The organism is Citrobacter sp. CFNIH10, from assembly GCF_002934585.1.
Lineage (GTDB): Bacteria > Pseudomonadota > Gammaproteobacteria > Enterobacterales > Enterobacteriaceae > Citrobacter_A > Citrobacter_A amalonaticus.
The window spans coordinates 3,667,427-3,692,724 of record NZ_CP026216.1 but is presented as its reverse complement, the minus strand read 5'-3'; the positions used below and the strand labels follow the sequence as shown (position 1 = coordinate 3,692,724).

24 protein-coding genes and 1 pseudogene are annotated in these 25,298 nt (G+C 54.4%); 15 read left to right on the top strand and 10 right to left on the bottom strand.

Annotated elements, in window-relative coordinates; genetic code table 11:
* Position 1 precedes the first annotated feature (1 nt).
* The 5 genes from rsxG to gstA all read left to right on the top strand — a co-directional run bounded on the left by rsxG (position 2) and on the right by gstA (position 4,780).
* On the top strand, positions 2–622 hold the full coding sequence (rsxG, locus tag C2U53_RS21665; RefSeq protein ID WP_044254656.1) for an electron transport complex subunit RsxG: 621 nt from the start codon (positions 2–4) through the stop codon (positions 620–622).
* A gap of 3 nt (positions 623–625) precedes the next feature.
* The gene (locus C2U53_RS21660) at positions 626–1,324 is read left to right on the top strand and encodes an electron transport complex subunit E (RefSeq protein ID WP_104446426.1); all 699 of its coding nucleotides are present in this window, start codon (positions 626–628) and stop codon (positions 1,322–1,324) included.
* Positions 1,321–1,956: an endonuclease III gene (nth, locus tag C2U53_RS21655; RefSeq protein ID WP_044328194.1), complete on the top strand. Its 636-nt coding sequence runs from the start codon at positions 1,321–1,323 to the stop codon at positions 1,954–1,956. Before C2U53_RS21660 ends, nth begins: the two co-directional genes overlap by 4 nt.
* A 607-nt stretch (positions 1,957–2,563) precedes the next feature.
* On the top strand, positions 2,564–4,069 hold the full coding sequence (dtpA, locus tag C2U53_RS21650; RefSeq protein ID WP_043000792.1) for a dipeptide/tripeptide permease DtpA: 1,506 nt from the start codon (positions 2,564–2,566) through the stop codon (positions 4,067–4,069).
* 105 nt (positions 4,070–4,174) lie between these two features.
* A complete protein-coding gene (gstA, locus tag C2U53_RS21645) occupies positions 4,175–4,780 on the top strand; it encodes a glutathione transferase GstA (RefSeq protein WP_044254662.1) in 606 nt (201 codons plus the stop codon).
* A gap of 48 nt (positions 4,781–4,828) precedes the next feature.
* Here the strand turns inward: gstA and pdxY are convergent, their stop codons facing one another.
* From pdxY to anmK, 5 genes are all read right to left on the bottom strand, one after another.
* Positions 4,829–5,689: a pyridoxal kinase PdxY gene (pdxY, locus tag C2U53_RS21640; protein ID WP_043000794.1), complete on the bottom strand. Its 861-nt coding sequence runs from the start codon at positions 5,687–5,689 to the stop codon at positions 4,829–4,831.
* A gap of 66 nt (positions 5,690–5,755) precedes the next feature.
* The gene (tyrS, locus tag C2U53_RS21635; RefSeq protein WP_043000795.1) at positions 5,756–7,030 is read right to left on the bottom strand and encodes a tyrosine--tRNA ligase; all 1,275 of its coding nucleotides are present in this window, start codon (positions 7,028–7,030) and stop codon (positions 5,756–5,758) included.
* 126 nt (positions 7,031–7,156) lie between these two features.
* Positions 7,157–7,813 carry a pyridoxamine 5'-phosphate oxidase gene (pdxH, locus tag C2U53_RS21630; protein ID WP_043000796.1) on the bottom strand — a complete coding sequence of 219 codons (657 nt, stop codon included), beginning with the start codon at positions 7,811–7,813 and terminating at the stop codon, positions 7,157–7,159.
* A gap of 58 nt (positions 7,814–7,871) precedes the next feature.
* On the bottom strand, positions 7,872–8,195 hold the full coding sequence (gene mliC / locus C2U53_RS21625) for a C-type lysozyme inhibitor (protein ID WP_044254665.1): 324 nt from the start codon (positions 8,193–8,195) through the stop codon (positions 7,872–7,874).
* Between the two features lie 92 nt (positions 8,196–8,287).
* Positions 8,288–9,409, bottom strand: a complete 1,122-nt coding sequence (anmK, locus tag C2U53_RS21620) for an anhydro-N-acetylmuramic acid kinase (RefSeq protein ID WP_090050050.1) — start codon at positions 9,407–9,409, stop codon at positions 8,288–8,290.
* Positions 9,410–9,680: 271 nt separating this feature from the next.
* On the opposite strand from anmK, the gene slyB reads away from it, so the two are divergent.
* Complete coding sequence (slyB, locus tag C2U53_RS21615) at positions 9,681–10,148, top strand: outer membrane lipoprotein SlyB (RefSeq protein WP_043000799.1); 468 nt, start codon at positions 9,681–9,683, stop codon at positions 10,146–10,148.
* 44 nt (positions 10,149–10,192) lie between these two features.
* Here slyB and slyA read toward each other — a convergent pair whose 3' ends face one another.
* Positions 10,193–10,633: a transcriptional regulator SlyA gene (gene slyA / locus C2U53_RS21610; RefSeq protein ID WP_080343305.1), complete on the bottom strand. Its 441-nt coding sequence runs from the start codon at positions 10,631–10,633 to the stop codon at positions 10,193–10,195.
* Between the two features lie 222 nt (positions 10,634–10,855).
* Between slyA and C2U53_RS21605 the strand changes: the two genes are divergently transcribed.
* From C2U53_RS21605 to C2U53_RS21595, 3 genes and pseudogenes are all read left to right on the top strand, one after another.
* Positions 10,856–11,065 (top strand): DUF1656 domain-containing protein, encoded by a 210-nt coding sequence (locus C2U53_RS21605; protein WP_043001939.1) that lies wholly within the window; start codon positions 10,856–10,858, stop codon positions 11,063–11,065.
* 2 nt (positions 11,066–11,067) lie between these two features.
* The gene (locus tag C2U53_RS21600; protein ID WP_043000800.1) at positions 11,068–11,925 is read left to right on the top strand and encodes an HlyD family secretion protein; all 858 of its coding nucleotides are present in this window, start codon (positions 11,068–11,070) and stop codon (positions 11,923–11,925) included.
* Positions 11,926–13,999: pseudogene (locus C2U53_RS21595) on the top strand (FUSC family protein).
* Here the strand turns inward: C2U53_RS21595 and sodC are convergent.
* From sodC to C2U53_RS21580, 3 genes are all read right to left on the bottom strand, one after another.
* On the bottom strand, positions 13,942–14,463 hold the full coding sequence (sodC, locus tag C2U53_RS21590) for a superoxide dismutase [Cu-Zn] SodC (RefSeq protein ID WP_104446424.1): 522 nt from the start codon (positions 14,461–14,463) through the stop codon (positions 13,942–13,944). The pseudogene C2U53_RS21595 and the gene sodC overlap by 58 nt on opposite strands.
* A 78-nt stretch (positions 14,464–14,541) precedes the next feature.
* Positions 14,542–15,438, bottom strand: coding sequence for an aldo/keto reductase family oxidoreductase (locus tag C2U53_RS21585; protein ID WP_043000803.1), 897 nt, complete (start codon positions 15,436–15,438; stop codon positions 14,542–14,544).
* Between the two features lie 49 nt (positions 15,439–15,487).
* On the bottom strand, positions 15,488–15,727 hold the full coding sequence (locus C2U53_RS21580; RefSeq protein WP_043000804.1) for a DUF1289 domain-containing protein: 240 nt from the start codon (positions 15,725–15,727) through the stop codon (positions 15,488–15,490).
* A gap of 101 nt (positions 15,728–15,828) precedes the next feature.
* On the opposite strand from C2U53_RS21580, the gene C2U53_RS21575 reads away from it, so the two are divergent.
* From C2U53_RS21575 to C2U53_RS21555, 5 genes are all read left to right on the top strand, one after another.
* Positions 15,829–16,428: a TetR/AcrR family transcriptional regulator gene (locus C2U53_RS21575; RefSeq protein ID WP_043000805.1), complete on the top strand. Its 600-nt coding sequence runs from the start codon at positions 15,829–15,831 to the stop codon at positions 16,426–16,428.
* A gap of 57 nt (positions 16,429–16,485) precedes the next feature.
* Positions 16,486–17,583, top strand: coding sequence for an alkene reductase (locus C2U53_RS21570; RefSeq protein WP_044265372.1), 1,098 nt, complete (start codon positions 16,486–16,488; stop codon positions 17,581–17,583).
* Positions 17,584–17,681: 98 nt separating this feature from the next.
* The gene (gloA, locus tag C2U53_RS21565; RefSeq protein ID WP_043000807.1) at positions 17,682–18,089 is read left to right on the top strand and encodes a lactoylglutathione lyase; all 408 of its coding nucleotides are present in this window, start codon (positions 17,682–17,684) and stop codon (positions 18,087–18,089) included.
* Between the two features lie 104 nt (positions 18,090–18,193).
* Positions 18,194–18,841 (top strand): ribonuclease T, encoded by a 648-nt coding sequence (rnt, locus tag C2U53_RS21560; RefSeq protein ID WP_104446423.1) that lies wholly within the window; start codon positions 18,194–18,196, stop codon positions 18,839–18,841.
* Positions 18,842–18,986: 145 nt separating this feature from the next.
* Positions 18,987–23,660 (top strand): ATP-dependent helicase, encoded by a 4,674-nt coding sequence (locus C2U53_RS21555; RefSeq protein ID WP_104446422.1) that lies wholly within the window; start codon positions 18,987–18,989, stop codon positions 23,658–23,660.
* A 65-nt stretch (positions 23,661–23,725) separates the two neighbouring features.
* Here C2U53_RS21555 and grxD read toward each other — a convergent pair whose 3' ends face one another.
* Complete coding sequence (gene grxD, locus C2U53_RS21550; RefSeq protein ID WP_042319226.1) at positions 23,726–24,073, bottom strand: monothiol glutaredoxin 4; 348 nt, start codon at positions 24,071–24,073, stop codon at positions 23,726–23,728.
* Between the two features lie 335 nt (positions 24,074–24,408).
* Between grxD and C2U53_RS21545 the strand changes: the two genes are divergently transcribed.
* Positions 24,409–25,242, top strand: a complete 834-nt coding sequence (locus tag C2U53_RS21545; protein WP_043000810.1) for a C40 family peptidase — start codon at positions 24,409–24,411, stop codon at positions 25,240–25,242.
* Positions 25,243–25,298: the final 56 nt, after the last annotated feature.

The window sequence follows — 25,298 nt, the reverse complement described above, 5'->3', positions numbered from 1 at the left end:
CATGCTGAAAACGATTCGTAAACATGGCATCACCCTGGCGCTGTTTGCCGCTGGCTCGACCGGACTCACCGCCGCCATCAACCAGTTGACCAAAACCACCATTGATGAACAGGCAGCCATTCAGCAAAAGGCGCTGTTTGATCAGGTCTTGCCTGCCGATCGCTATAATAACCGTTTGCAGGATCGCTGCGTCGTGGTCAGCGCCCCTGAGCTGGGCAAAGGCGAGCATCGCGTTTATATCGCTGAGCAGGACGGGACTCCCGTGGCGGCGGTACTTGAGGCGACGGCACCGGATGGTTATTCCGGTGCCATCCAGTTGTTGGTCGGCGCCGATTTCAGCGGTACGATTTTAGGCACTCGCGTGACGGAACACCATGAAACGCCGGGTCTGGGCGATAAAATAGAACGGCGTCTGTCTGACTGGATCACCGGTTTCAGCGGAAAAAAAATCCAGAGTGATAACGACAGCCACTGGGCCGTGAAAAAAGACGGCGGGGATTTTGACCAGTTTACCGGGGCGACGATTACGCCACGTGCGGTGGTCAATGCCGTCAAGCGTGCCGGACTGTATGCCCGGACACTGCCGGCACAACTTCCTCAACTTCCGGCCTGCGGAGAATAAATCATGAGCGAAATTAAAGACGTCATCGTTCAGGGATTGTGGAAAAACAACTCGGCGCTAGTACAACTGTTGGGACTGTGCCCTCTGCTGGCGGTAACCTCTACGGCGACCAATGCGTTGGGGCTGGGCCTTGCCACTACGCTGGTATTGACCCTGACTAATCTGGCGGTCTCGACATTACGTCGCTGGACGCCGGCAGAAATTCGTATCCCAGTTTATGTGATGATTATCGCGTCGGTCGTCAGTGTGGTACAGATGCTGATCAACGCCTATGCCTTTGGCCTCTACCAGTCGCTGGGGATTTTTATCCCGCTGATCGTGACCAACTGTATTGTGGTGGGACGTGCTGAAGCCTTCGCCGCCAAAAAGGGTCCGGCGCTCTCTGCGCTCGACGGGTTTTCCATCGGGATGGGCGCAACCGGCGCTATGTTTGTGCTGGGCTCTCTGCGTGAGATTATCGGCAACGGAACCTTGTTTGATGGTGCGGATGGGCTGCTCGGTAGCTGGGCAAAGGTACTGCGCGTGGAAATTTTCCACACCGACTCTCCTTTCCTGCTGGCAATGCTGCCCCCCGGCGCCTTTATTGGCCTGGGACTCATGCTGGCGGTGAAATATCTCATTGATGAGAAGATGAAAAAACGTCGCGCCAGTGCGTCTGTCGCAACGGAGTTGCCTTCCGGTGAACCAGGGAATGTCTCATGAATAAAGCAAAGCGGTTAGAAATTTTAACCCGATTACGCGCGAATAATCCGCATCCGACGACCGAACTGAATTTCAACTCGCCCTTTGAACTGTTGATCGCCGTGCTGTTATCGGCCCAGGCGACAGATGTCAGCGTGAACAAGGCCACGGCGAAACTCTATCCGGTTGCTAATACCCCCGCCGCCATGCTGGAACTCGGCGTTGAGGGCGTGAAGTCCTATATCAAAACGATCGGCCTGTTTAACAGCAAAGCCGAAAACGTGATTAAGACCTGCCGCATCCTGCTTGAGCAACATCATGGCGAGGTGCCTGAGGATCGTGCGGCGCTTGAAGCCCTGCCGGGCGTGGGTCGCAAGACGGCAAACGTCGTGCTGAACACCGCCTTCGGCTGGCCCACCATCGCCGTCGACACGCATATCTTTCGCGTCTGTAACCGTACCCACTTTGCGCCCGGCAAGAACGTTGAGCAGGTGGAAGAGAAATTGCTGAAAGTGGTTCCCGCAGAGTTTAAGGTCGACTGCCACCACTGGCTGATCCTGCACGGTCGTTACACCTGTATTGCCCGCAAGCCGCGCTGTGGCTCCTGCATCATCGAAGATCTTTGTGAATACAAAGAGAAGGTCGATATCTGACTCGTCGGGGCAACCCCATCCGCCCCGCCATAACTTTTTGTTATCCTCTACTTCTTCCTCTTCATTCCGTCAATGATTCCACGTCATCAGGTTTAGACAAATGAATAATCCTGGTGATTAGTGCTTATTCAGGTTAATCCTTTTTTTAATAACGAAAATTTCTATCCAACTGTGATCCCGATCATAGTGATAACCCTATGTAAATTATTTTGTTGAATTTGGTTAATTATACAATCAGATGACAAGGAGTCAGTTTTTATACACAAAACATTACACTGGCTATTTTTTAGATACTGGCCTTTATCACTACGTTAAACGGCATATAGCAGAACATATCGCCATACAGCGATTTTCAGGGCCCGTTGACAGCGTAAAAAACTGCCATTACGCAATTAAAAAAATTTAACGCTAGATAACATTTATCTACCCCGATGAATTCACCAGATGAGATATATGTAACAGGTTATTACAAAAGACTTGTCTGAAAGTGCAAGATAGTGAACATTACTTGCCGTTTCCCCTCCCACTATAACAATTTCACGGCTACCCAGTGGTATCACGTGACAGAACACCCCCGTTAATATGGGATGTAAAAAAAGAGGCTAAAGTGTCTACTGCAAACAAGAAACCAACGGAAAGCGTCAGTCTTAACGCTTTCAAACAACCGAAGGCGTTCTATCTCATCTTCTCGATTGAGCTCTGGGAGCGTTTCGGTTATTACGGCTTACAAGGAATTATGGCCGTTTACCTGGTTAAACAACTGGGTATGTCTGAAGCGGATTCAATCACTCTTTTCTCGTCTTTTAGCGCCCTGGTTTACGGTCTGGTCGCGATTGGTGGCTGGTTAGGCGATAAAATTCTGGGTACCAAGCGCGTCATTATGCTTGGTGCGGTAGTCCTGGCTATTGGTTATGCCCTGGTGGCATGGTCCGGACACGACGCTGGCATCGTTTATATGGGGATGGCCGCCATTGCCGTGGGTAATGGTCTGTTTAAAGCTAACCCGTCCTCGCTGCTCTCAACCTGCTATGCAAAAGATGACCCGCGTCTTGATGGTGCATTTACGATGTACTACATGTCCGTCAATATCGGTTCATTCTTCTCAATGCTGGCAACGCCGTGGCTGGCCGCGCATTACGGCTGGAGCACCGCGTTCGCGTTGAGCGTTGTCGGTATGCTGATCACCGTGGTGAACTTCGCGTTCTGCCAGCGTTGGGTGAAGAACTACGGTTCTAAACCTGACTTTGAGCCGATTAACTTCCGCAACCTGCTGCTGACCATCGTCGGTGTTATCGCGCTCATCGCGATCGCCACCTGGCTGCTGCATAACCAGCAAATCGCCCGCATGGTTCTGGGTGTGATCGCGCTTGGTATCGTGATTATCTTCGGTAAAGAAGCCTTCTCTATGCAGGGTGCGGCTCGTCGTAAAATGATTGTGGCGTTCATTCTGATGCTGGAAGCGATCATCTTCTTCGTGCTGTACAGCCAGATGCCGACATCGCTGAACTTCTTCGCTATCCGTAACGTTGAGCACTCCATTCTTGGCATCGCGTTCGAACCTGAACAGTATCAGGCGCTGAACCCGTTCTGGATCATCATTGGTAGTCCTATCCTCGCGGCTATCTATAACAAGATGGGCGACACTCTGCCGATGCCGACGAAGTTTGCCATTGGTATGGTGCTGTGTTCAGGCGCGTTCCTGATCCTGCCGCTGGGTGCCAAATTCGCCTCCGATGCGGGCATCGTTTCCGTTAACTGGCTGATCATCTGCTACGGCCTGCAAAGTATCGGTGAGCTGATGATTTCCGGTCTGGGCCTGGCCATGGTGGCACAGCTGGTTCCACAGCGTCTGATGGGCTTCATCATGGGTAGCTGGTTCCTCACCACTGCCGGCGCCAACATCATTGGCGGTTATGTCGCCAGCATGATGGCGGTTCCGGAAAACGTAACGGACCCGCTGATGTCTCTGGAAGTGTATGGTCGCGTGTTCCTGCAGATTGGCGTGGCGACCGCAGTGATCGCTGTTCTGATGTTGCTGACGGCACCGAAACTGAACCGCATGACTCAGGACGACGAACCTCGCGAGAAAGCGTCTAAAACCGCTACCGCGTAAATTTCTGGGAAACGCATAATGAAGCTGCTAACGTTGCGTTAGCGGCTTTTTTTTTGCCTGAACCCGAACCAGGATACGTTAAACCTCAGTTGAAAGGAGTTATCGATGAAACTGTTCTACAAGCCAGGCGCCTGCTCTCTTGCCTCCCATATTACCCTTCGCGAGAGTGGGAAAGATTTCACGCTGGATGGCGTGGATTTGATGAAAAAGCGTCTGGAAAACGGCGATGATTTTTTCGCGGTCAACCCGAAAGGACAGGTTCCCGCTTTGCTGCTCGATGATGGTACGCTGCTGACCGAAGGCGTGGCGATAATGCAATATCTCGCCGACAGCGTTCCTGATCGCCAGTTGCTGGCTCCCGTAAGCAGCATTTCACGCTACAAGACGCTGGAATGGCTTAACTACATTGCGACTGAACTGCATAAAGGCTTCACGCCGCTGTTTCGCCCTGACACTCCAGAAGAGTATAAACCGACCGTTCGCGCGCTTCTTGAGAAGAAAATGCAGTACGTTGATGCCGCTCTCAAAGAGGGACAATGGATTTGTGGCTCGCGTTTCACTATCGCGGATGCCTACCTTTTCACCGTACTGCGCTGGGCGTATGCGGTAAAACTCAATATGGACGGGTTAGAGAATATTGCGGCATATATGAAACGAATGGCTGAGCGTCCGGGCGTTGCGGCAGCGCTGAAGGCGGAAGGAATACAGTAAGCGAATCAGGCCGGATGGCGGCGGTCAACGCCGCATCCGGCAGGCAAGTCAAAGCTGTGTGGCGCTAAAGTAGTGGTCTGGTTGAGCGATACGATCCTGCGCCGCCACCACCTGCAGTTCATATTCCTGCATTGCTTTGGTAGCAATCATAATCTCATACACCGCCGCCGTCACATGTTCCAGCGCCTGCTGGATTGTCGCCCCCTGCAGCAATTTCACTAACAGTAAACCACTGGTCACATCGCCCACGCCGACCGGCTGACGGACACCGAAATCCACCAGCGGACGACTGATGTGCCAGGCGTCATCGGCAGTAACCAGCAGCATTTCAAAACGATCCTGACTGTAACCCGCACGCGCCAGGTGTTTGACCAGCACAATCTCCGGCCCCTGTGCAATGAGCTCGCGGGCGGCGGTAACCGCTTCGTCCACGGTGTTCACCGCGTGTTCACAGAGAATTTCCAGCTCAATCAGATTCGGGGCGATGATGTCGCTGGCAGGTAACGCGTGGCGAACATGAAATTCGGCGACGCCAGGCGCGACAATACACCCCTTTTCCGGATGTCCCATCACCGGGTCACAAAAATATTTCGCCGCCGGATTCGCCGCTTTCACCTGACGCACAATCCCCAGAATATGCTCGCCCTGCTCGGCAGAACCCAGATAACCGCTCAGCACCGCATCACAGCGCTTCAGCTGATCGATATCGGCAATGCCCTGCACAATCTCCGTCAGATGCGAGGGCGGCATGACGCAGCCAGTCCATTTGCCGTATTGCGTGTGATTAGAGAATTGAACCGTATTGAGGGGCCAGACGTTGGCACCGAGGCGGCGCATCGGAAACTCCGCGGCGCTATTGCCAGCATGTCCAAAAACAACGTGGGACTGAATGGCGAGGATATTCTTCATTTTTTGCTTACCACAACCCTGAAAAAATAAAGGGGCGTGGTTTCCCACGCCCCTGCTAACTTTCGATTACTTCCAGCACACCAGACAGTAATTCTTCTTACCGCGACGCAGCAGCGTGTAGCGGCCGTACAGACGATCGCCTTCGGTGAAGGTGTACTCCGGATCCGACTGCTTCTCGCCGTTAATGGTGATCGCGTTTGACGCAATGGTCTTACGCGCCTGACCACGAGACGGCTGCAGTTCGGAATCCACCAGCGCCTGCATCAGATCTGCGCCTTTTTCCATCTCGACCATTGGCACACCGTCCTGCGCCAGTTGTTCGAAGTCCGCTTCGCTCAAATCGCTCAGCGTACCGTTGAACAGGCTCTCGGTGATGCGTTTCGCCGCGATAAGGCCCTCTTCGCCATGCACCAGACGCGTGACCTGCTCGGCCAGCACGTACTGCGCACGCGGCGCTTTCCCGCTGTTCTTGTCTTCTTCTTCCAGCGCATTGATCTCTTCAATGTCCATGAAGGTAAAGAACTTCAGGAAGCGATACACGTCGGCGTCCGCCGTGTTGATCCAGAACTGATAGAATTTGTACGGACTGGTTTTCTTCGGATCCAGCCATACTGCGCCGCCTTCGGTTTTGCCGAACTTGGTACCGTCCGCTTTGGTGATCAGCGGAACGGTCAGACCGAAGACCTGATTCTGATGCAGACGACGCGTCAGGTCTATCCCGGAGGTGATGTTACCCCACTGATCGGAACCACCGATTTGCAGCGCCACACCATGCAGTTTATTCAGACAGGCAAAGTCATAACCCTGTAACAGGTTGTAGGAGAACTCAGTGAAGGAGATCCCTTGATCGTCACGGTTCAGACGCTGCTTCACCGCTTCTTTGTTGATCATCTGGTTGACAGAGAAATGCTTACCGATATCGCGCAGGAAGGTCAGCACGTTCATGTTGCCGAACCAGTCATAGTTATTCGCCGCGATAGCGGAGTTGTCGCCGCAGTCGAAATCCAGGAACGGAGCAACCTGTTTACGGATTTTGTCTACCCACTCCTGAACGGTGTCTTCGGTGTTCAGTTTACGCTCGGCGGCTTTAAAGCTCGGGTCGCCAATCAGACCGGTCGCGCCACCGACCAGCGCCACAGGTTTATGACCTGCCTGCTGGAAGCGTTTCAGGCATAACAAGGGAACCAGATGCCCCAAATGCAAGCTGTCAGCGGTAGGATCGAAGCCGCAATAGAGCGCGATCGGGCCTTGCGCCAGTCGCTCTGCTAACGCTTCCTCGTCCGTCACCTGGGCAACCAGCCCCCGCTCTTGCAATTGTTTAATCAAGTTACTGCTTGCCATCAAAATCTCCATGTATAAAACGACTGCACCTTTGCCGGTACACGACTTTTCGCCAGACGCGAAAGATCTATAGAATAAAGCGCTGGCGCACACAGCGCTAGCGCTTAACGCAACAATTTTCCGGGTTTATGGTGCGAGACGGTCTATTTTCCATGCATCATTTTCACGCTGGTATAAAAAGCGGTCATGCAGTCGGTGCTCACCGCCCTGCCAGAACTCCATCTGTTCTATGCTGACGCGGAATCCGCCCCAGAAACTGGGCAGCGGCACTTCTCCTTGCTGGAATTTCTGTTTTAATTCGAGGAATTTACTTTCGAGGATCCCGCGCGCGGAAATGCGGCTGGACTGTTTCGAGACCCAGGCGCCAATCTGGCTGTCACGCGGACGGCTGTGGAAATACTTCACCACTTCCAGGGTCGATAAGCGTTCGGCTTTACCCGTCACCATCACCTGACGTTCCAGCATATGCCAGGGAAACAGCAGGCTGATGCGGGGATTTTTTTCGATTTGATGCGCTTTACGGCTGCCGAGGTTGGTATAGAACACCAGCCCTCTTTCATCGTAGTGTTTCAGCAACACAATACGCTGATACGGTTGGCCATTTTCGTCAACGGTCGCTACAACCATGGCGGTGGGATCCGCCAGTCTGGCGTCACATGCCTGAGCCAGCCAGCGTTCGAAAAGCGTTAACGGCTCAGCGGGAAGATCGCGGCGGCGCAGACCGCCTTTGGTGTATTCACGGCGCAGATGCGCGATTTGCTGCAATTCGTCGTTATCAGACATGGGGTTCGCTACGGATTGTCAGTGGGTGGCGCTATTGTGCGCCGCCCTGCTGGAAATCTCAACGCTTCGGGTTTTGTAACTGGCAGTTATTCAGCACGATACGGTCACGTTTGTAGACGGTCGCGCCGTCGCCTTTCGACCAGAACACATAGATTCCGTCGGTATAGCGCGCGCCTGACGCCGAAATACCCTGCTTCAGATTAAGCAGTTTGTTGTCATAAACAAAATTCACCTCCTGACGGGTATTATTCAATTTTACCGTCAGCGGTTTTTCATCACACTGGTATTCCAGCGTATCCGTTTGCATACGTTCAACAAACTGGTTGTAGACGCTACAACCAGAGAGCATAAGCGGAAAACAGATGAGTAGCAGTTTTTTCATAGACGTATCCTGTAGACTTTCCTGGTCCAGAAGGGTGAATTCACCCTCCTAATCTCCACAGTGTAACGGCAGAAGACGAAAGAAAAATTCAGTTAACTCTGAGTTCGTGGGTTGGCGGGAAACACCGCGCCCAGAATGCTTGCTTCAGAGGCACCGGTCACCGAGGGCAAATTGCCCGGAAGACCAGCCAGCGTGCGCCACGCCAGCCAGGCAAATGCCAACGCTTCCATATCATCGCCGCTGATCCCGGCCTCATCGGTGGTCGTCACTTCCGTTCCCGGCAGCAGTCCCGCCAGTCGGGTCATTAACAAAGGATTACGACTACCGCCGCCGCAGACCATCAGACGTTCACAGCCCCCACTCAGCAACACCTGTTCAGAGATGGTGACCGCCGTCAGCTCCGTCAACGTCGCCTGAACATCGCGCGGCGCAATCCCCGGGAACGCCGTCAGTTGCCGTTCAATCCAGCCGTAGTTGAAGTATTCACGCCCGGTACTTTTCGGTGCCGGTAGCGAGAACCAGGGATCGCTGAGCATCGTTTGTAGCAACGGAATAATCACCGTCCCACCGCAGGCCCATTGCGCATCTTTATCATAGGGTTTGCCGCACTGCCGCCAGATCCAGGCATCCATCAGCATATTGCCGGGTCCGGTGTCGTATCCACGCACGGGCTGCCCTGGAATCAGCAGCGACAGATTCGCGATGCCGCCAATATTGAGCACCATTCTCCGCTCGGTCGGATGCGCGAGCAGCGCCTGATGAAATGCAGGTACCAGTGGCGCGCCCTGTCCGCCCAGCGCGATATCACGACGACGGAAATCGCCGACTACCGTGATTCCGGTATGCGCCACAATTTGATTGTTATCGCCGATCTGCAGCGTATGCGGCGCCGCGCCGGTGGGTTCATGCCACACCGTTTGCCCGTGGCAACCGATAGCGATAATGTCTTGCGGACGCAGTTTTTCCTGCGCCAATAGCGCGTTGACCGCCTCGGCAAACAGTTTGCCCAACCGAACATCCAACTGCCCCAACTGGGAAAGCGTCAGAGATTGCCCCTGGCAAATATCGAGAATCGCCTGTTTAAGGGAAACAGGCATCGGCCAGGTGAGACTCCCCTGTTGGGCCACCATCGTGTCATCTATCGTCGCCAGTACGACATCAACACCATCAAGGCTGGTGCCTGACATCACGCCAATGTAACGGCCCGATTTCATACATGTTCCTTTTTAAGCATGACTTTTTGCCAACACTCCATCATAAACGCGCAGTCAATGCTACGCTTCATTCACGTTTTTCCCGAAAGCACCCTCGCCGCGTTGATTTAATAAATTCACTGAATAGTTCGTTTAAAGTTGGTTAAGCTGCCTGTTATTATGATTTCTGCATCATTCAGACAGAACATGTGACCTTAAACGCGCAAATGCCATATAATTTGACCATGAGGGATGCTTGGGTAGCGTTTCATGGTGAACAGGAGATTTTTAAATGATTAAACGTGTACTGATCGTTTCACTGGCTGGCTTATCTTTAGTGGGTTGTGCCAACACGGATAGCCTTTCAGGCGATGTCTATACCGCTTCTGAAGCGAAGCAGGTTCAGAACGTTACCTACGGGACGATTGTAAACGTGCGTCCGGTAAAAATTCAGGCTGGTGATAATGATAACGTGATCGGCGCCATTGGTGGTGCTGTGCTCGGTGGCTTCCTGGGTAACACTGTGGGTGGTGGTACGGGTCGTTCTCTGGCAACGGCGGCGGGTGCTGTCGCCGGTGGTGTCGCCGGACAAGGCGTGCAGGGTGCGATGAATAAAACGCAGGGTGTTGAACTGGAAATCCGTAAGGATGATGGCAACACCATCATGGTTGTTCAGAAACAAGGTGATACGCGTTTCTCTGCCGGACAGCGTGTCGTACTGGCCAGCAACGGTCGTCAGGTAACCGTTTCTCCGCGCTAAGTGAATTAACGTGTGGTCAGGTCCTGACCACACGTTTCATGACATTAATCGTGCGACTGTAGCTCAATAATATTGTGTTCAAGTCGGGTGATCAGTTTAATCAGCAGGTCAATTTCCTGCGCAGAAATCCCTTCCAGAATTTCACCACGCGTTTTGTTGATAACCGCTTCCATATCAGCAATCAGCGGCTCTGCCTTTTCTGTCAGTTTAATCCGTTTGGCCCGGCGATCGCTGACACAGGTCTGACGCGAAATAAGCCCTTTCTCTTCGAGCTGATCCAGCGTACGTACCAGTGACGGCTGTTCGATACCAATCGCTTTTGCCAGTTGTATCTGTGATTGATCCGGTGGCAGTTGATGAATATTATGCAGCGTAACCCAGTGCGTCTGCGTCAATTCCAGAGGCTTAAGACGGTGGTCTATCAAAGCACGCCAAATGCGCACCAACCGTGCCAGATCAGAACCTAGTGGCGATTCCAATTTCATCTCCTTATAATTAGCTTGCTAAGATATTATACTGATTTTAGAATAGTGTGCAGCAATTGTATTGCTAAAACAAATGTATTGCTGCATTTGGTTACCGACAGACATATTTTTCAGACATTACGCGAAAAAAGCACGCTTCGTACCAGTTTTTGCTAAACCTGGATAAACGTAGCCTGACGCAAAGGACTATTGCTTGTGACCTCCGCACACAATACAACAGGGATGCCCTTACAGGATTTAGTGATTGGCGCATCTGTTTACTTCCCGCCGCTGTTCAAGGCCTTTGCGCTGGGATTTCTCCTCTGGCTTTTCATCCATCGCCTGCTGCGCGAACGGATTTACTCGGGTGAAATCTGGCATCCTTTATTGATGGATCTGTCAATTTTTGCCCTCTGCGTCTGTTTGGGTCTTCTTTTATTGGTTGCATGGTAATTATGACGCTGAAAACACTGAAATATTTCTCCACCATTGTGGTTGCTACCCTCGCCGTTCTGGCGGGATGGTTTATGTGGAATTATTACATGCAATCCCCGTGGACGCGTGACGGAAAGGTGCGAGCCGAACAGGTCAGCGTTACGCCGCAGGTGTCCGGTGCCATCGTCGATCTCCCGATAAAAGATAACCAGTTCGTCAACGCCGGCGATCTGCTTTTTCGTATCGATAAGACCCCTTTTCATATCGCCGAGCTCAACGCGCAGGCGCAACTGGCTAAAGCACAATCGGAACTGGCGAAAGCCAATAACGAAGCCACTCGCCGTCGTCACTTATCGCAGAATTTTATCTCCGCTGAAGAACTGGACACCGCCAATCTGAACGTCAAAGCGATGCAGGCAAGCGTAGACGTCGCTCAGGCGACGCTCAGACAGGCGCAGTGGCAACTGGCGCAGACGGATGTCCACGCCCCGGTCTCCGGGTGGATAACCAATCTGTCGACGCGTACCGGTGACTTCGCCACCTCCGGTCAACCGTTGTTTGCCCTGGTGGACAGCCACTCCTTCTATGTGATGGGTTATTTTGAAGAAACCAAGCTGCGTCATATCCGCGAAGGCGCACCTGCCCAGATTACACTTTACAGCGGCAACATTAAGTTACAGGGTCACGTATCCAGTATTGGCCGCGCGATTTACGACCAAAGCGTGGAGAGCGATTCCGGTCTGGTGCCGGATATTAAACCCAACGTGCCCTGGGTGCGTCTGGCGCAGCGCGTTCCGGTGCGTATCGAATTTGACCAGCTTCCACGTGACGTAACGCTCGTTTCCGGCACGACCTGTAGCGTAGCGATCGGCAACTAAATGAAGCGACTGCGCGTGTCTCTGGGCAATACGCCGTGGCTGAAAGCGACGGCCGGGCAGTGGCGCTATGCCCTGCGTAATACCCTCGCGATGTGCCTGGCGCTGACGTTTGCCTACTATCTCAATCTGGATGAACCCTATTGGGCGATGACCTCCGCCGCCGTGGTCAGTTTTCCCACCGTCGGCGGCGTAATCAGTAAAAGTCTCGGGCGCATTGCCGGCAGTCTGCTGGGGGCGACCGCAGCGTTAATTCTTGCCGGGCATACGCTCAACGAACCGTGGCTGTTTTTGTTGAGCATGTCCGCCTGGATTGGTTTCTGTACGTGGGCCTGCGCGCAGTTTACCAACAATGTGGCTTATGCCTTCCAGCTCGCGGGATACACCGCCGCCATTATTGCCTTCCCGATGGTGAACATTGTCGACATCACTCAACTCTGGGATATCGCCCAGGCGCGTGTTTGCGAAGTGATTGTCGGGATCCTCTGCGGCGGCACGATGATGATGATTTTGCCCAGCACCTCCGATGGCACCGCGCTACTGACCGCGCTGAAGAACATGCACGCGCGCCTGTTGGAACACGCCAGCCTGCTGTGGCAACCTGAGTCTACTGACGCCATCCGCTCGGCCCACGAAGGGGTGATCGGGCAGATTTTGACAATGAATTTACTGCGTATTCAGGCATTCTGGAGCCATTACCGCTTCCGGCGTCAGAATGCGCTGCTGAACGTCCTGCTGCACCATCAACTGCGCCTGACCAGCGTCATCTCGAGCCTGCGCAGAATGTTACTGAACTGGCCGACTCCTCCGGCCCACACACGTGATGTTATTGACCAACTGTTGACAGCACTGGCCCGTTCACAAACTGACAGTTATGCCGTAGCGCGGATTATTGCGCCACTCGCCCCCACCGACGTAAGCGACTATCGTCACGTCGCCTTCTGGCAGCGGTTACGTTATTTCTGCCGTCTCTATCTGCGTACCAGCCGTCAGCTACGCGTGATTGAAAATGGCGGGCCGCTTACTACCGTTAACATTCCGCGCGCGCCGGCGCTGGCACGGCATACCGACCACGCAGAAGCCCTCTGGAGCGGCCTGCGCACCTTCGTCACGCTAATGGTGATTGGCACATGGAGCATTGTTTCACAGTGGGAATCGGGATCGGCGGCGCTGACCCTGGCGGCCATCAGCAGCGTGCTTTACTCCGTCGTCGCCACACCGTTTAAATCACTCTCACTGCTGATGCGCACGCTGGTATTGCTCTCGCTGTTCAGTTTCGTGGTCAAGTTCGGGCTGATGGTGCAGATTAGTGACCTGTGGGAGTTCCTGCTGTTTTTGTTCCCCTTGCTGACCACCATGCAATTATTGAAATTGCAGATGGCAAAACTGGCGGGGCTTTGGGGGCAACTGATTGTCTTTATGGGTTCGTTTATCGCCGTGACCAACCCGCCGGTCTATGACTTTGCCGATTTTCTGAATGACAATACGGCGAAGATTGTCGGCGTGGCGTTGTCATGGCTGGCGTTCGCGATTTTGCGTCCCGGTTCGGATGCACGCAAAAGCCGGCGTCATATTCGGGCGCTGCGCCGGAGCTTTGTCGATCAGTTGAGCCGTTATCCGACGTACAGTGAAAATGAGTACGAGTCGCTGACCTATCACCATATCAGTCAGTTAAGCAACAGTCAGGATGCGCTGGCACGGCGTTGGCTGCTACGCTGGGGCGTGGTGTTGCTCAACTGTTCGCACGTCGTCTGGCAACTGCGCAGCTGGGAATCGCGTTCTGACCCGCTGTCGCAGGTCAGGGACATCTGTATTGCTTTACTGCATGATGTGATGAGCGAACGCGGCGTCCAGCAACGACCGCTTGCCGCGACGCTGGCTGAACTCCTGCGGATTTGCCAGACGCTGTCTCACCATCATCAACCCGCCGCGCAAGAACTGGCGGCGATCGTCTGGCGACTGTATTGTTCGCTTTCCCAACTGGAACAAGCGCCGCCAGAAGGGTCGCTGACGTCCTGATTATTTGATCACGCCACAAGCGAAACGCGCCCCACCACCGCCCAGGGGTTTGGGCTGATCGGACATATTATCGCCACCGACGTGGATCATCAGCGCTTTGTCTTTGATGTCGTTAAGAGATTTCAGGCGCGTTGCCGTGACAGGAACAATGGCTTTACCTTCGTCATTCACCACCAGCACGGGCAAATCGCCCAGGTGCCCTTCGCCATCCGGTCCGGCGTGTTTACCGGTTTTGTGCGGGTCAAAATGTCCCCCCGCAGACTCAGCAGCAGACGCTTTACCGTCTTTAATGGCAGGCTGACAGCTGCCGTTGGCATGGATATGAAAACCATGTTCTCCCGGCGGCAACGCTTTCAGATCCGGTGTAAACTCCAGTCCGTTCTCGGTTTCCGCAATGGTGACTTCCCCGATGGACTGCCCGACACCTTGCGGGGTAGCCAGATTCATCTCCACTGTTTCACTGGCGGCTTGCGCCCCCGCACAGGCTAACAGGGTTAACACAGCCAGACTCAATCGCTTCATAGGACCTCCGTTCTGTATGTATGTCGGTTAAGTGTAAACCAGTGACGCGATTTTGAACGGAGATCCGCGATTTTACGTTTACGGGACGTCGTAACCCAGCGCGGCTTTACGGATACGGAACCACTGCTGACGACTCATTTTCAGAGACTCGGCTTTCACTGCCGCACGTACACGCTCGATTTTTCCGGAGCCTATGATCGGCAGCGGCTGCGACGGCAGACGCAGTATCCAGGCGTAAACCACCTGCTCAATGGAAGAGGCATTCAGTTCTTGCGCAATGACCGCCAGTTCGTTACGCAGCGGCTGGAACGCATCGTCATTAAACAGACGTCCGCCACCAAGGCAGGACCAGGCCATTGGGCGAATACGCAGTTGCTGAAGCTGATCGAGGGTGCCGTCTAACAGCAGCGGTTGGTGAACCGGAGAGATCTCCACCTGGTTGGTCGCCAGCGTGAACGGAAGGCGCGATTGCAGCAGCGTAAACTGCGCCGGGGTGAAGTTGGAGACGCCGAAGTGACGCACTTTTCCACTCTGATGCAGGTGTTTGAAGGCTTCGGCGACCTCATCGGCATCCATCAGCGGGTCCGGGCGGTGGATCAGCAGCAGATCCAGATGGTCGGTCGCCAGATTGATCAACGACTGTTCCGCACTTTTCACAATATGATCGCGGTCGGTGATGTAGTGGCCGAGCGCGTTTTCCGCACGGGCGGTGGTGGCGATCCCGCATTTGGTGACAATCTGCATCCGCTCACGCAGATGAGGAGCCAGTTTCAGCGCTTCGCCAAAGGCGGCCTCGCACAGATAACCCCCGTAAATATCCGCATGGTCCACGGTCGTGACACCTAAATCCAGGTGCTCTTCAATAAAGCTCACCAGCTCCCGGGGGGACATATTCCAGTCCATCAGTCGCCAGTATCCCATGACAAAGCGGGAGAATTCCGGGCCTTGTGGCGCAAGAGTAATACGCTGAACCATAACTGCTTCCTCGTGAAGTAAATTACAGCGAGTATATACAATTAGTGGCTTAAAAGAGTGAAGGCTGTTGAGGTTCTTCTGGCGCGGCGGGTTTATTTGCGCGTAATTTACGCAGCAGACGCTGGCGGCATAACCGCAGCACATCTTGTTTTTGTGCGTCGCTCATTTTTTGCCAGTTGAACCGCTCATCCCGACTGCGCAGGCACCCCCGGCAAAAACCGCGTTCATCTGACTGGCAAATTCCCCGACATGGGCTCTGAACGGGGAAAAACTCTAACTGCTCTGCCACGCCCTTTCCTCTTCATTAGGTCTTCACTCTATTGAAGACGTAAACACGATTTCTGGCAACCTGTCTTGCATTAGACCGACTGGTCTATTACACTCCCTGCCATGAACAAGCAAACTGAGTACGATACCCGCGAACACTTACTGGCTACCGGTGAGCATCTTTGCATGCAGCGAGGCTTTACCGGTATGGGACTGAGCGAGTTGCTCAAAACCGCCGGGGTGCCGAAAGGATCGTTTTATCACTACTTTCGCTCTAAAGAAGCCTTTGGCGTCGCAATGCTGGAACGGCATTTTGCCGGTTATCATCAGCGGCTGACGGTGCATTTTGACACGGGTCCAGGCAATTACCGCGATCGCATTCTGGCTTATTATCAGGAAACCCTGAATCAGTTTTGCCAGCAAGGAATCATCAGCGGCTGCCTGACGGTTAAACTCTCCGCCGAAGTGTGCGACCTGTCGGAAGATATGCGCACCGCAATGGACCAAGGGGCCGGGAAAATTATGGTCATCCTGGCGCTGGCGCTGGAAAAAGGACGTGATAGTCATTGTTTGACGTTTGCAGGAGAACCACTGCAGCAGGCGCAAATCCTTTATGCGCTGTGGCTGGGAGCGAATCTGCAGGCCAAAATTTCTCGCAGTGCCACCCCGCTGGAAAACGCGTTGGCGCACGTGAAAAATATTATCGCAACGCCTGGTGCTTAACAGGCGTTTTATTTAACTGCTTACTAGACGACCGGTCTATTCATAACGGAAAACATTATGTCATCAGATAAACTGTTTACCCCACTGAAAGTGGGCGCGATCACCGCACCAAACCGTATTTTCATGGCCCCGCTGACGCGTCTGCGCAGCATTGAGCCTGGCGACATCCCGACTCCGTTAATGGCCGAGTATTATCGCCAACGCGCCAGCGCGGGTCTGATCATCAGCGAAGCGACGCAGATTTCCGCACAGGCGAAGGGTTATGCCGGCGCGCCGGGCCTGCACAGTGATGAGCAGATCGCCGCATGGAAGAAAATCACCGCCGGTGTTCATGCTGAAAACGGCCACATCGCCGTTCAGTTATGGCACACAGGCCGTATTTCTCACGCCAGCCTACAACCGGGTGGACAGCCGCCGGTATCCGCATCCGCTATCAGCGCCGGGACCCGAACTTCCCTGCGTGATGAAAATGGTCAGGCTATCCGAGTGGATACCTCTATGCCACGCGCGCTGGAAACCGATGAAATCCCGGGAATTGTCAATGATTTCCGCCAGGCTATCGCCAATGCGCGTGAAGCCGGTTTCGATCTGGTTGAACTGCACTCCGCTCACGGTTATCTGCTGCATCAGTTCCTTTCCCCTTCTTCTAACCATCGTACCGATCAGTACGGCGGTAGCGTGGAGAATCGCGCGCGCCTGGTGCTGGAAGTGGTCGATGCCGGTATTAAGGAATGGGGTGCGGACCGTATCGGGATTCGCGTTTCGCCTGTTGGCACCTTCCAGAATGTCGACAATGGTCCGAACGAAGAAGCCGATGCGCTGTATCTGATTGAAGAACTGGGTAAACGCGGCATCGCCTATCTGCACATGTCTGAACCAGACTGGGCTGGCGGCAAGCCGTATACCGACGCGTTCCGCGAAAAAGTACGCGCTCGTTTCCACGGTCCGATTATCGGTGCCGGCGCCTATACGCGTGAAAAAGCAGAGACCTTAATTGAGAAGGGTCTGATCGATGCCGTCGCGTTTGGTCGTGATTACATCGCTAACCCGGATCTGGTGGCGCGTCTGCAACGTAAAGCTGAACTCAACCCGCAACGCAGTGAAAGTTTCTACGGCGGCGGTGCGGAAGGCTACACCGATTACCCGACGCTCTAATTCCCTCCATCGCATTCCTTCATTGATAGCGGCGTAAAAACGCCGCTATACTAAAACAACATTTTGAATGTATTGACCATTTTTTAAGGGGACAAAACATGCGTTTACTTCATACGATGCTGCGCGTTGGCGATCTGCAACGTTCTATTGATTTTTACACTAAAGTGCTCGGCATGAAGCTGCTGCGCACCAGTGAAAATACCGAATACAAGTACTCACTGGCATTTGTCGGTTACGGCGAAGAAAGTGACGAAGCGGTGATTGAACTGACCTATAACTGGGGCGTTGACAAATACGAGCTGGGTACGGCTTATGGTCATATCGCCCTGAGCGTCGATAACGCGGCTGAAGCCTGTGAGCGCATTCGTCAGAATGGCGGTAACGTCACTCGTGAAGCTGGTCCGGTTAAAGGCGGCACGACCGTGATCGCTTTTGTTGAAGATCCGGACGGTTACAAAATCGAGCTGATCGAAGAGAAGGACGCCGGGAAAGGACTCGGTAACTGATTCCTGCCGGGCGCAGTGGCTTTCTGCGCCCGTTGTTTTACTGCATCACTCCGCTTTTTTTGGCATAATGCGCGCTGCAATTTTTTCCGTACTAAGAGACCCTGATGTCCGATAACGCTCAACTTACCGGTCTGTGCGGCCGTTTTCGTGGTTTCTATCCTGTCGTCATTGATGTTGAAACGGCCGGATTTAACGCCAGAACCGATGCGCTGCTTGAAATAGCTGCCATCACGCTGAAAATGGATGAACAAGGCTGGCTGATGCCGGACAGCACGCTGCAATTCCACGTAGAACCGTTTGAAGGCGCAAATTTACAGCCTGAAGCACTGGCGTTTAACGGTATTGATCCATCCAACCCGCTGCGTGGCGCGGTGAGTGAATATGACGCCCTGCACGCCATTTTCAAAATGGTCCGCAAAGGCATTAAAGACAGCGGTTGCAGCCGCGCCATTATGGTCGCCCATAATGCAACGTTCGATCATAGCTTTATGATGGCTGCCGCTGAGCGTGCGTCGCTCAAACGCAACCCGTTCCATCCGTTCGTGACGTTTGATACTGCCGCCCTGAGCGGACTGGCTCTGGGACAAACGGTGCTCTCCAAAGCGTGTCTGGCGGCTGGCATGGAGTTTGACGGTACCCAGGCGCACTCAGCGCTGTACGATACCGAGCGCACCGCCGTGCTGTTTTGTGAAATTGTTAACCGCTGGAAGCGTCTCGGCGGCTGGCCGTTACCTCTGCCCGAAGAAGCCTGATTTGGTGACCTGATAACGTCGGTTATCAGGTCGCTCCCCCTTTCACTTATACTGTATATTTGACCAGTATCAATACACCCTGCGCATTTCCCGCTATTCTGTAAAAAGGTCTTGATTCGCCAACATCGCAAAAGGGACAGGGAACATGTCAGCAAAAAATGCGCCGCCTCCGCTGCCGGATATTTTCTCACCGGCAACCCGCGACTGGTTTACCTCGGCATTTCAGCATCCCACGCCGGTGCAGTCGCAAACGTGGGCCGTGACCGCCGCGAATCAGCACGCGCTAGTGATAGCCCCGACCGGTTCGGGGAAAACCCTTGCCGCGTTTCTCTATGCCCTGGATAGCCTGTTTCGTGAAGGCGAGGCAGCGCACGCCACCTCCTCCTCTGACAAAGAAAAGAAAGTCACCCGAATCCTCTATATTTCCCCGATAAAAGCCCTGGGTACGGATGTCCAGCGCAACCTGCAAATTCCCCTGCTGGGGATTAGCGAAGAACGGAAGAAATCCGGCGCGCCAGAGGTGGCTATTCGGGTTGGGATCCGCACCGGCGATACGTCGCCTCAGGAGCGTGCGAAGCTGAGTCGTCATCCGCCCGATATTCTGATCACCACGCCGGAGTCGCTTTATCTGATGCTCACCTCCCGCGCCAGAGAGACGCTGCGCGGCGTTGAAACGGTGATCGTCGATGAAGTACATGCGGTAGCTGGCACAAAACGCGGCGCGCATCTTGCGCTGAGTCTCGAACGTCTGGATACGCTTCTGGCAACGTCGGCGCAGCGCATTGGTTTGTCGGCGACCGTACGTTCGGTTACAGCCGTTGCCGCTTTTCTGGGCGGCGATCGTACGGTTACCGTTATCAATCCGCCTTCTACCCGTCACCCGGATATCCACATCGTCGCTCCAGCCGCCAATCTTGATGACGTCTTAGCGGACAATAGCGACAGCGGCGAGGCCATTCACAAGGGGCGAGAAGGTTCCATCTGGCCGCGCATTGAAGCCGGTATTCTCGATCAAATCCTTAGCCATCGTTCCACCATTGTTTTCACCAACTCGCGTGGGCTGGCGGAAAAGCTGACGGCCCGCCTGAATGAACTGTATCTTTCGCGACAACAAGCGTTGCCCCAACCGCAGGCAGAGCCGGTGCACTTTGACTCGCTAACCGGGTCCACCAGTAACCGGGCGCAGGACGCCGCAGAATACATTGCCCGTTCGCATCATGGTTCGGTGTCCAAAGAACAGCGTGCCGTCACCGAACATGCGCTGAAATCCGGCGAACTTCGCTGCGTGGTGGCGACCTCCAGTCTGGAGCTGGGGATCGACATGGGGGCGGTTGATCTGGTGATTCAGGTGGCGACGCCCCTTTCTGTCGCCAGCGGCCTGCAGCGCATCGGGCGCGCCAGTCACCAGGTCGGCGGGGTATCAAAGGGGCTGTTCTACCCCAGAACCCGTCGGGATCTGATTGACTCTGCCGTCATCGTCGAGTGTATGTACGCCGGACAACTGGAAACGCTGACGCCGCCACGCAACCCGCTGGATATTCTGGCGCAGCAAACCGTTGCTGCCGTATCAATGGATCCACTCAATGTTGATGACTGGTATGCCCTCGTCCGCCGGGCTTCACCGTGGCAGGATTTGCCGAGAAGCGCATTTGACGCCACGCTGGATATGCTGGCAGGGCGCTATCCCTCCGGCGATTTTGCCGTCTTCCGACCACGCATAATCTGGAACCGCGAAACTGGGTTATTAACGGCCCGTCCTGGCGCGCAGCTTCTGGCGGTAACCAGCGGTGGTACCATTCCGGACCGCGGCATGTTCAGCGTGCTGCTTCCCGAAGGGGATGAACAAGCCGGATCGCGTCGCGTAGGCGAACTGGATGAAGAAATGGTGTACGAGTCACGCGTCAACGACATCATCACGCTGGGTGCTACCTCGTGGCGAATTCAACAAATCACCCGCGATCAGGTTATCGTTGTCCCCGCGCCCGGACGCTCAGCCAGACTGCCGTTCTGGCGCGGCGAAGGCGTCGGACGCCCGGCGGAACTGGGAGAACGCATTGGTGATTTTATCCATACGATGTCCGATGACAACGCAGAACGCCGGCTCTCACCCCGACTGCGCGATGACAATGTTCTGTCAAATATCAAAGGGTTAATTGACGATCAAAAAAATGCCACGGGCGTGCTCCCCTGGAGTCGTCATCTGGTGCTTGAGCGCTGTCGCGATGAAATGGGTGACTGGCGGGTTATTCTGCATTCCCCTTATGGTCGTCGGGTACACGCGCCCTGGGCGCTGGCGATTGCCGGACGCCTCCATGCGCAGTGGGGGGCTGACGCGTCGATTGTTGCCAGTGATGATGGGATTGTCGCGCGCATACCGGACAGCGACGGGAAACTGCCCGATGCCGCTATTTTCCTGTTTGAACCGGAAAAACTGCTGCGCATTGTCCGGGAGGCCGTCAGCAGTACGGCGCTGTTTGCTGCCCGCTTCAGAGAATGCGCCGCCCGCGCCCTGCTGATGCCGGGCCGCACGCCAGGGCGTCGTTCGCCGCTCTGGCAGCAACGCCTGCGCGCCAGTCAGCTTCTGGAAATTGCGGCGGGCTATCCTGATTTCCCCATTATTCTGGAAACGGCTCGTGAGTGCCTGCAGGACGTTTACGATCTCGACGCACTTGAGCAGGTCATACGCCGGTTGAACACCGGCGAGATCCAGATGTCTGAAGTGACCACGCCAACCCCCTCACCCTTCGCCACCGATCTACTCTTCGGCTACGTCGCGGAATTTATGTACGCCACCGACGCGCCGTTGGCGGAACGTCGGGCTTCGGTACTCGCGCTGGACAGCGAACTGCTGGGCAACCTGTTAGGCCAGGGCGATCCACTGGAGTTGCTTGACCCGGAAATTATCCGCCAGGTTGAAGATGAACTTCAGCGGCGGGCGGCGGGCAGGAAAGCCCAGGGGATGGAAGGCGTTTACGATTTACTGCGCGAACTGGGACCAATGAGCGTCGACGAAATTGCCGCCAGACACGAAGGAACGCTCGCTGACATCAGGACGTGGCTTGATGAGCTGTCCGCTGAAAAACGTATCTTCCCGGTCGTTATCGCGGACACGGCGCAGATGGCCTGCATGGACGATGCAGCCAGACTTCGTGACGCGCTGGGAATTCGCCTGCCTGCGACGATTTCACCGGCGTGGCTGCATCCGGTGAACGCGCCGCTGCGCGATCTTTTCCTGCGCTTCAGCCGTACCCACACGTTGTTTACTCGCGCCCAGATTGCGCAAACGTTCGGGTTGGGGGTAGCCGTCGCCGGCGATCAACTGCGTCAATTGCGCGATGAGGGTGTCCTCATTCCGTTGCGTGCCGGTACTTCTTCCACGCCTGACGAAGCGTCAACGTGGGTGAATGAGGACGTATTTCATCGTCTTCGCATCCGCTCGCTGCATGCGGCAAGAGAGGCAACCCGTCCGGTTCCGGCAACGAGCTACACCCGACTGTTGCTGGAGCGTCAGGGACTTATTTCATCCGCCGACGGCAGCCCTGCGCGCCTACCGTCCTCCTCCACGGGTACGCTGGAAGGAAGTGACGGCGTCACGCGTGTTATTGAACAACTGGCCGGAGTCGGCCTGCCTGCCTCGTTGTGGGAAAGCCAGATTTTCCCTGCTCGTGTCCGTGATTATTCACCGGATATGCTCGATGAGTTGCTGGCGACGGGTGAAGTCATCTGGTCAGGACAAAAGAAACTGGGCGACGATGATGGACGGGTGGTACTGCATTTACGGGATTACCTTGCAGAAACGCTTTCCCCGCCATCCGGTGACAGCGAGGCGCTTTCAGACTTACAGCGCGCAATTTTGGACGTTCTTTCTGGTGGTGGCGCATGGTTTGCGCAGCAACTTAGCGCGTTGATTCAGACGCGTGCGGCAGACGCTGGCGGTGACGAATGGTTAACGCCAGCCACGCTGCATGAGGCACTTTGGGGTCTGGTCTGGCAAGGGTATATCACGACCGATATCTGGGCTCCGCTGCGTGGCCTGACGCGTACTGTCGCCGCATCGCGCCAGCCGTCACGACGTTCGCCGCGTATGCGTCGTGGACGCCCGGCTTATGCCGCGCCGCGCCTCTCGTCCATCGCTGTACCGGTTTCTTACACCACGCCTGCGCTGGCCGGTCGCTGGTCGCTGCTGCCGCGAGAGACGTTGAATGATACTGAAAGGATGCTGGCCTGTGCCGAGAATATGCTCGATCGCTACGGCGTAATTGGTCGCCAGGCCGTGATTGCCGAGAATGTGCCTGGCGGCTTTCCCGCCATGCAGACGCTGTGCCGAAGCATGGAAGATTCTGGGCGAATTCTGCGTGGGCGGTTCGTGGAGGGAATGGGCGGCGCGCAGTTTGCCGAGCGGGACACTGTCGATCGTCTGCGCGATCTGACGCCGTCGACGTCTGAACAACAGGCGTTTACGGCGGTGGCGCTATCTGCGAACGATCCCGCTAATCCCTGGGGAACGCTACTACCGTGGCCGACGCATCCGTCATCTCTGGTCCCCGGGCGGCGTAACGGCGCGTTTGTCGTGATTTCCGCTGGACAGTTGCGGCTGTACCTTGCTCAGGGAGGAAAAAAGATGATGATCTGGACAGAAAATGAGGAAATGCCTTCGCCGGAGATTTTCAGGGCGCTGACGAGCGCCTTACGCCGTGAACCGCGACTGCGTTTCACACTGTCGGAAGTTAACGATAAACCGGTACGGCAAACCCCTCTCTTTACCCTGCTACGGGAAGTCGGGTTTTCCAGTTCGCCGCAGGGGCTGGACTGGGGATAGGAAGCGCAGAAATGAAAAGGAGCTTAACCTGAGTCAGGAAAAGCTCCCCTTTAACCGTCAACTGATTACTCAGCGTCTGATTCTTCAGATTTGTATTTTGCAGCGGTCTCTTTGATCAACTGCTGCAGTTCGCCGCGCTGGTACATTTCGATCAAAATGTCGCAGCCGCCAACCAGTTCACCGTCAACCCACAGTTGTGGAAAGGTCGGCCAGTTTGCATATTTTGGCAGTTCTGCGCGAATATCCGGGTTTTGCAGAATATCCACATAGGCAAAACGCTCACCACAGGCGGAAAGTGCCTGCACAGCCTGGGCGGAGAAGCCGCAGCTTGGCAGTTTTGGAGAACCTTTCATATACAGGAGAATCGGGTTTTCAGCGATCTGGCGCTGGATTTTTTCGATAGTGGTGCTCATTGTCTTGCTTCCTTAACTTCTTTTACGGCAGTCGACTGACATTGTAGCGTTTCAGAGCGACATCGGAAAATAACATTTTCATTACGCTTTACTATTTTATCGTCTGAACGCATAAGTTGCATTCCCAATAATAGTTTCCTCAGTGCCTGTGTCGAAAGTGTGCGCTAAATAAGCAGATTTAGCTTTGGCTGCTGTTTTTTTTTGCACTCAATAGCGAAACCGTATTTTTAACAATAAAAGCTATTAACTTTATTCGTTTCTATAGATTAGAATCATCAGGTTTTGTAAATCACACGCAGGTATGATTGCGACCTGCCTTAACAGAGGAATGCTCAGTGGCGCGGATAAACCGACTTTCCCTCACGCTCTGTGCTTTGCTATTTACAACGATTCCCTTTATGCCGATGGCACATGCGTCCAAGCAAGCCAGGGATACGGCTGGTCTTACGGATAGTAAGAAAACCAGCAACAAAAAGAAAAGTACGGCAACAGCAAAAAAAACGAATAAAACCAATCAAAAAACCGCCAGGAAAACGACCAGCAAAACCAGCACGAAAACCGCCTCTTCTTCTAAGAAAAAAATCACCGCCTCTGCCAAAACCAGCAAAACAGCCAGTCGCAAAAGTAAAACCGTCGCTGCGAAAAAGACAGCCGCTGTCAGCTGGAGTGAAAAGTGCACCCCGCGTAAAGGACACAAGCCGACGTGTGTGAAAGTGAAGAACACGGCGTCAGGAAAGATTGCGGATGCCCATAAAGTGAAAGTGCAAAAAGCGACCAGCACGGCGATGAACAAATTAATGAGTCAGATTGGCAAGCCGTACCGCTGGGGTGGTACGTCTCCGCGCACCGGTTTCGATTGCAGCGGTCTGGTTTATTACGCTTATAAAGATCTGGTTAAATTCCGTATTCCGCGCACAGCAAATGAAATGTATCACCTGCGTGATGCCGCACCGATTGATCGTGGGGAATTGAAAAATGGCGATCTGGTGTTCTTCCGCACTCAGGGACGTGGTACTGCCGATCACGTCGGCGTTTATGTCGGCAACGGCAAATTTATTCAGTCACCGCGCAGCGGTCAGGAAATCCAGATCACATCGCTCAGCGAAGATTACTGGCAACGCCACTATGTCGGCGCTCGCCGGGTCATGACGCCCAAAACCATTCGTTAAAACTTTACCCTGTTGTTAACGCAACAGGGTAAGTTCATCTTTTGTCTCACCTTTCA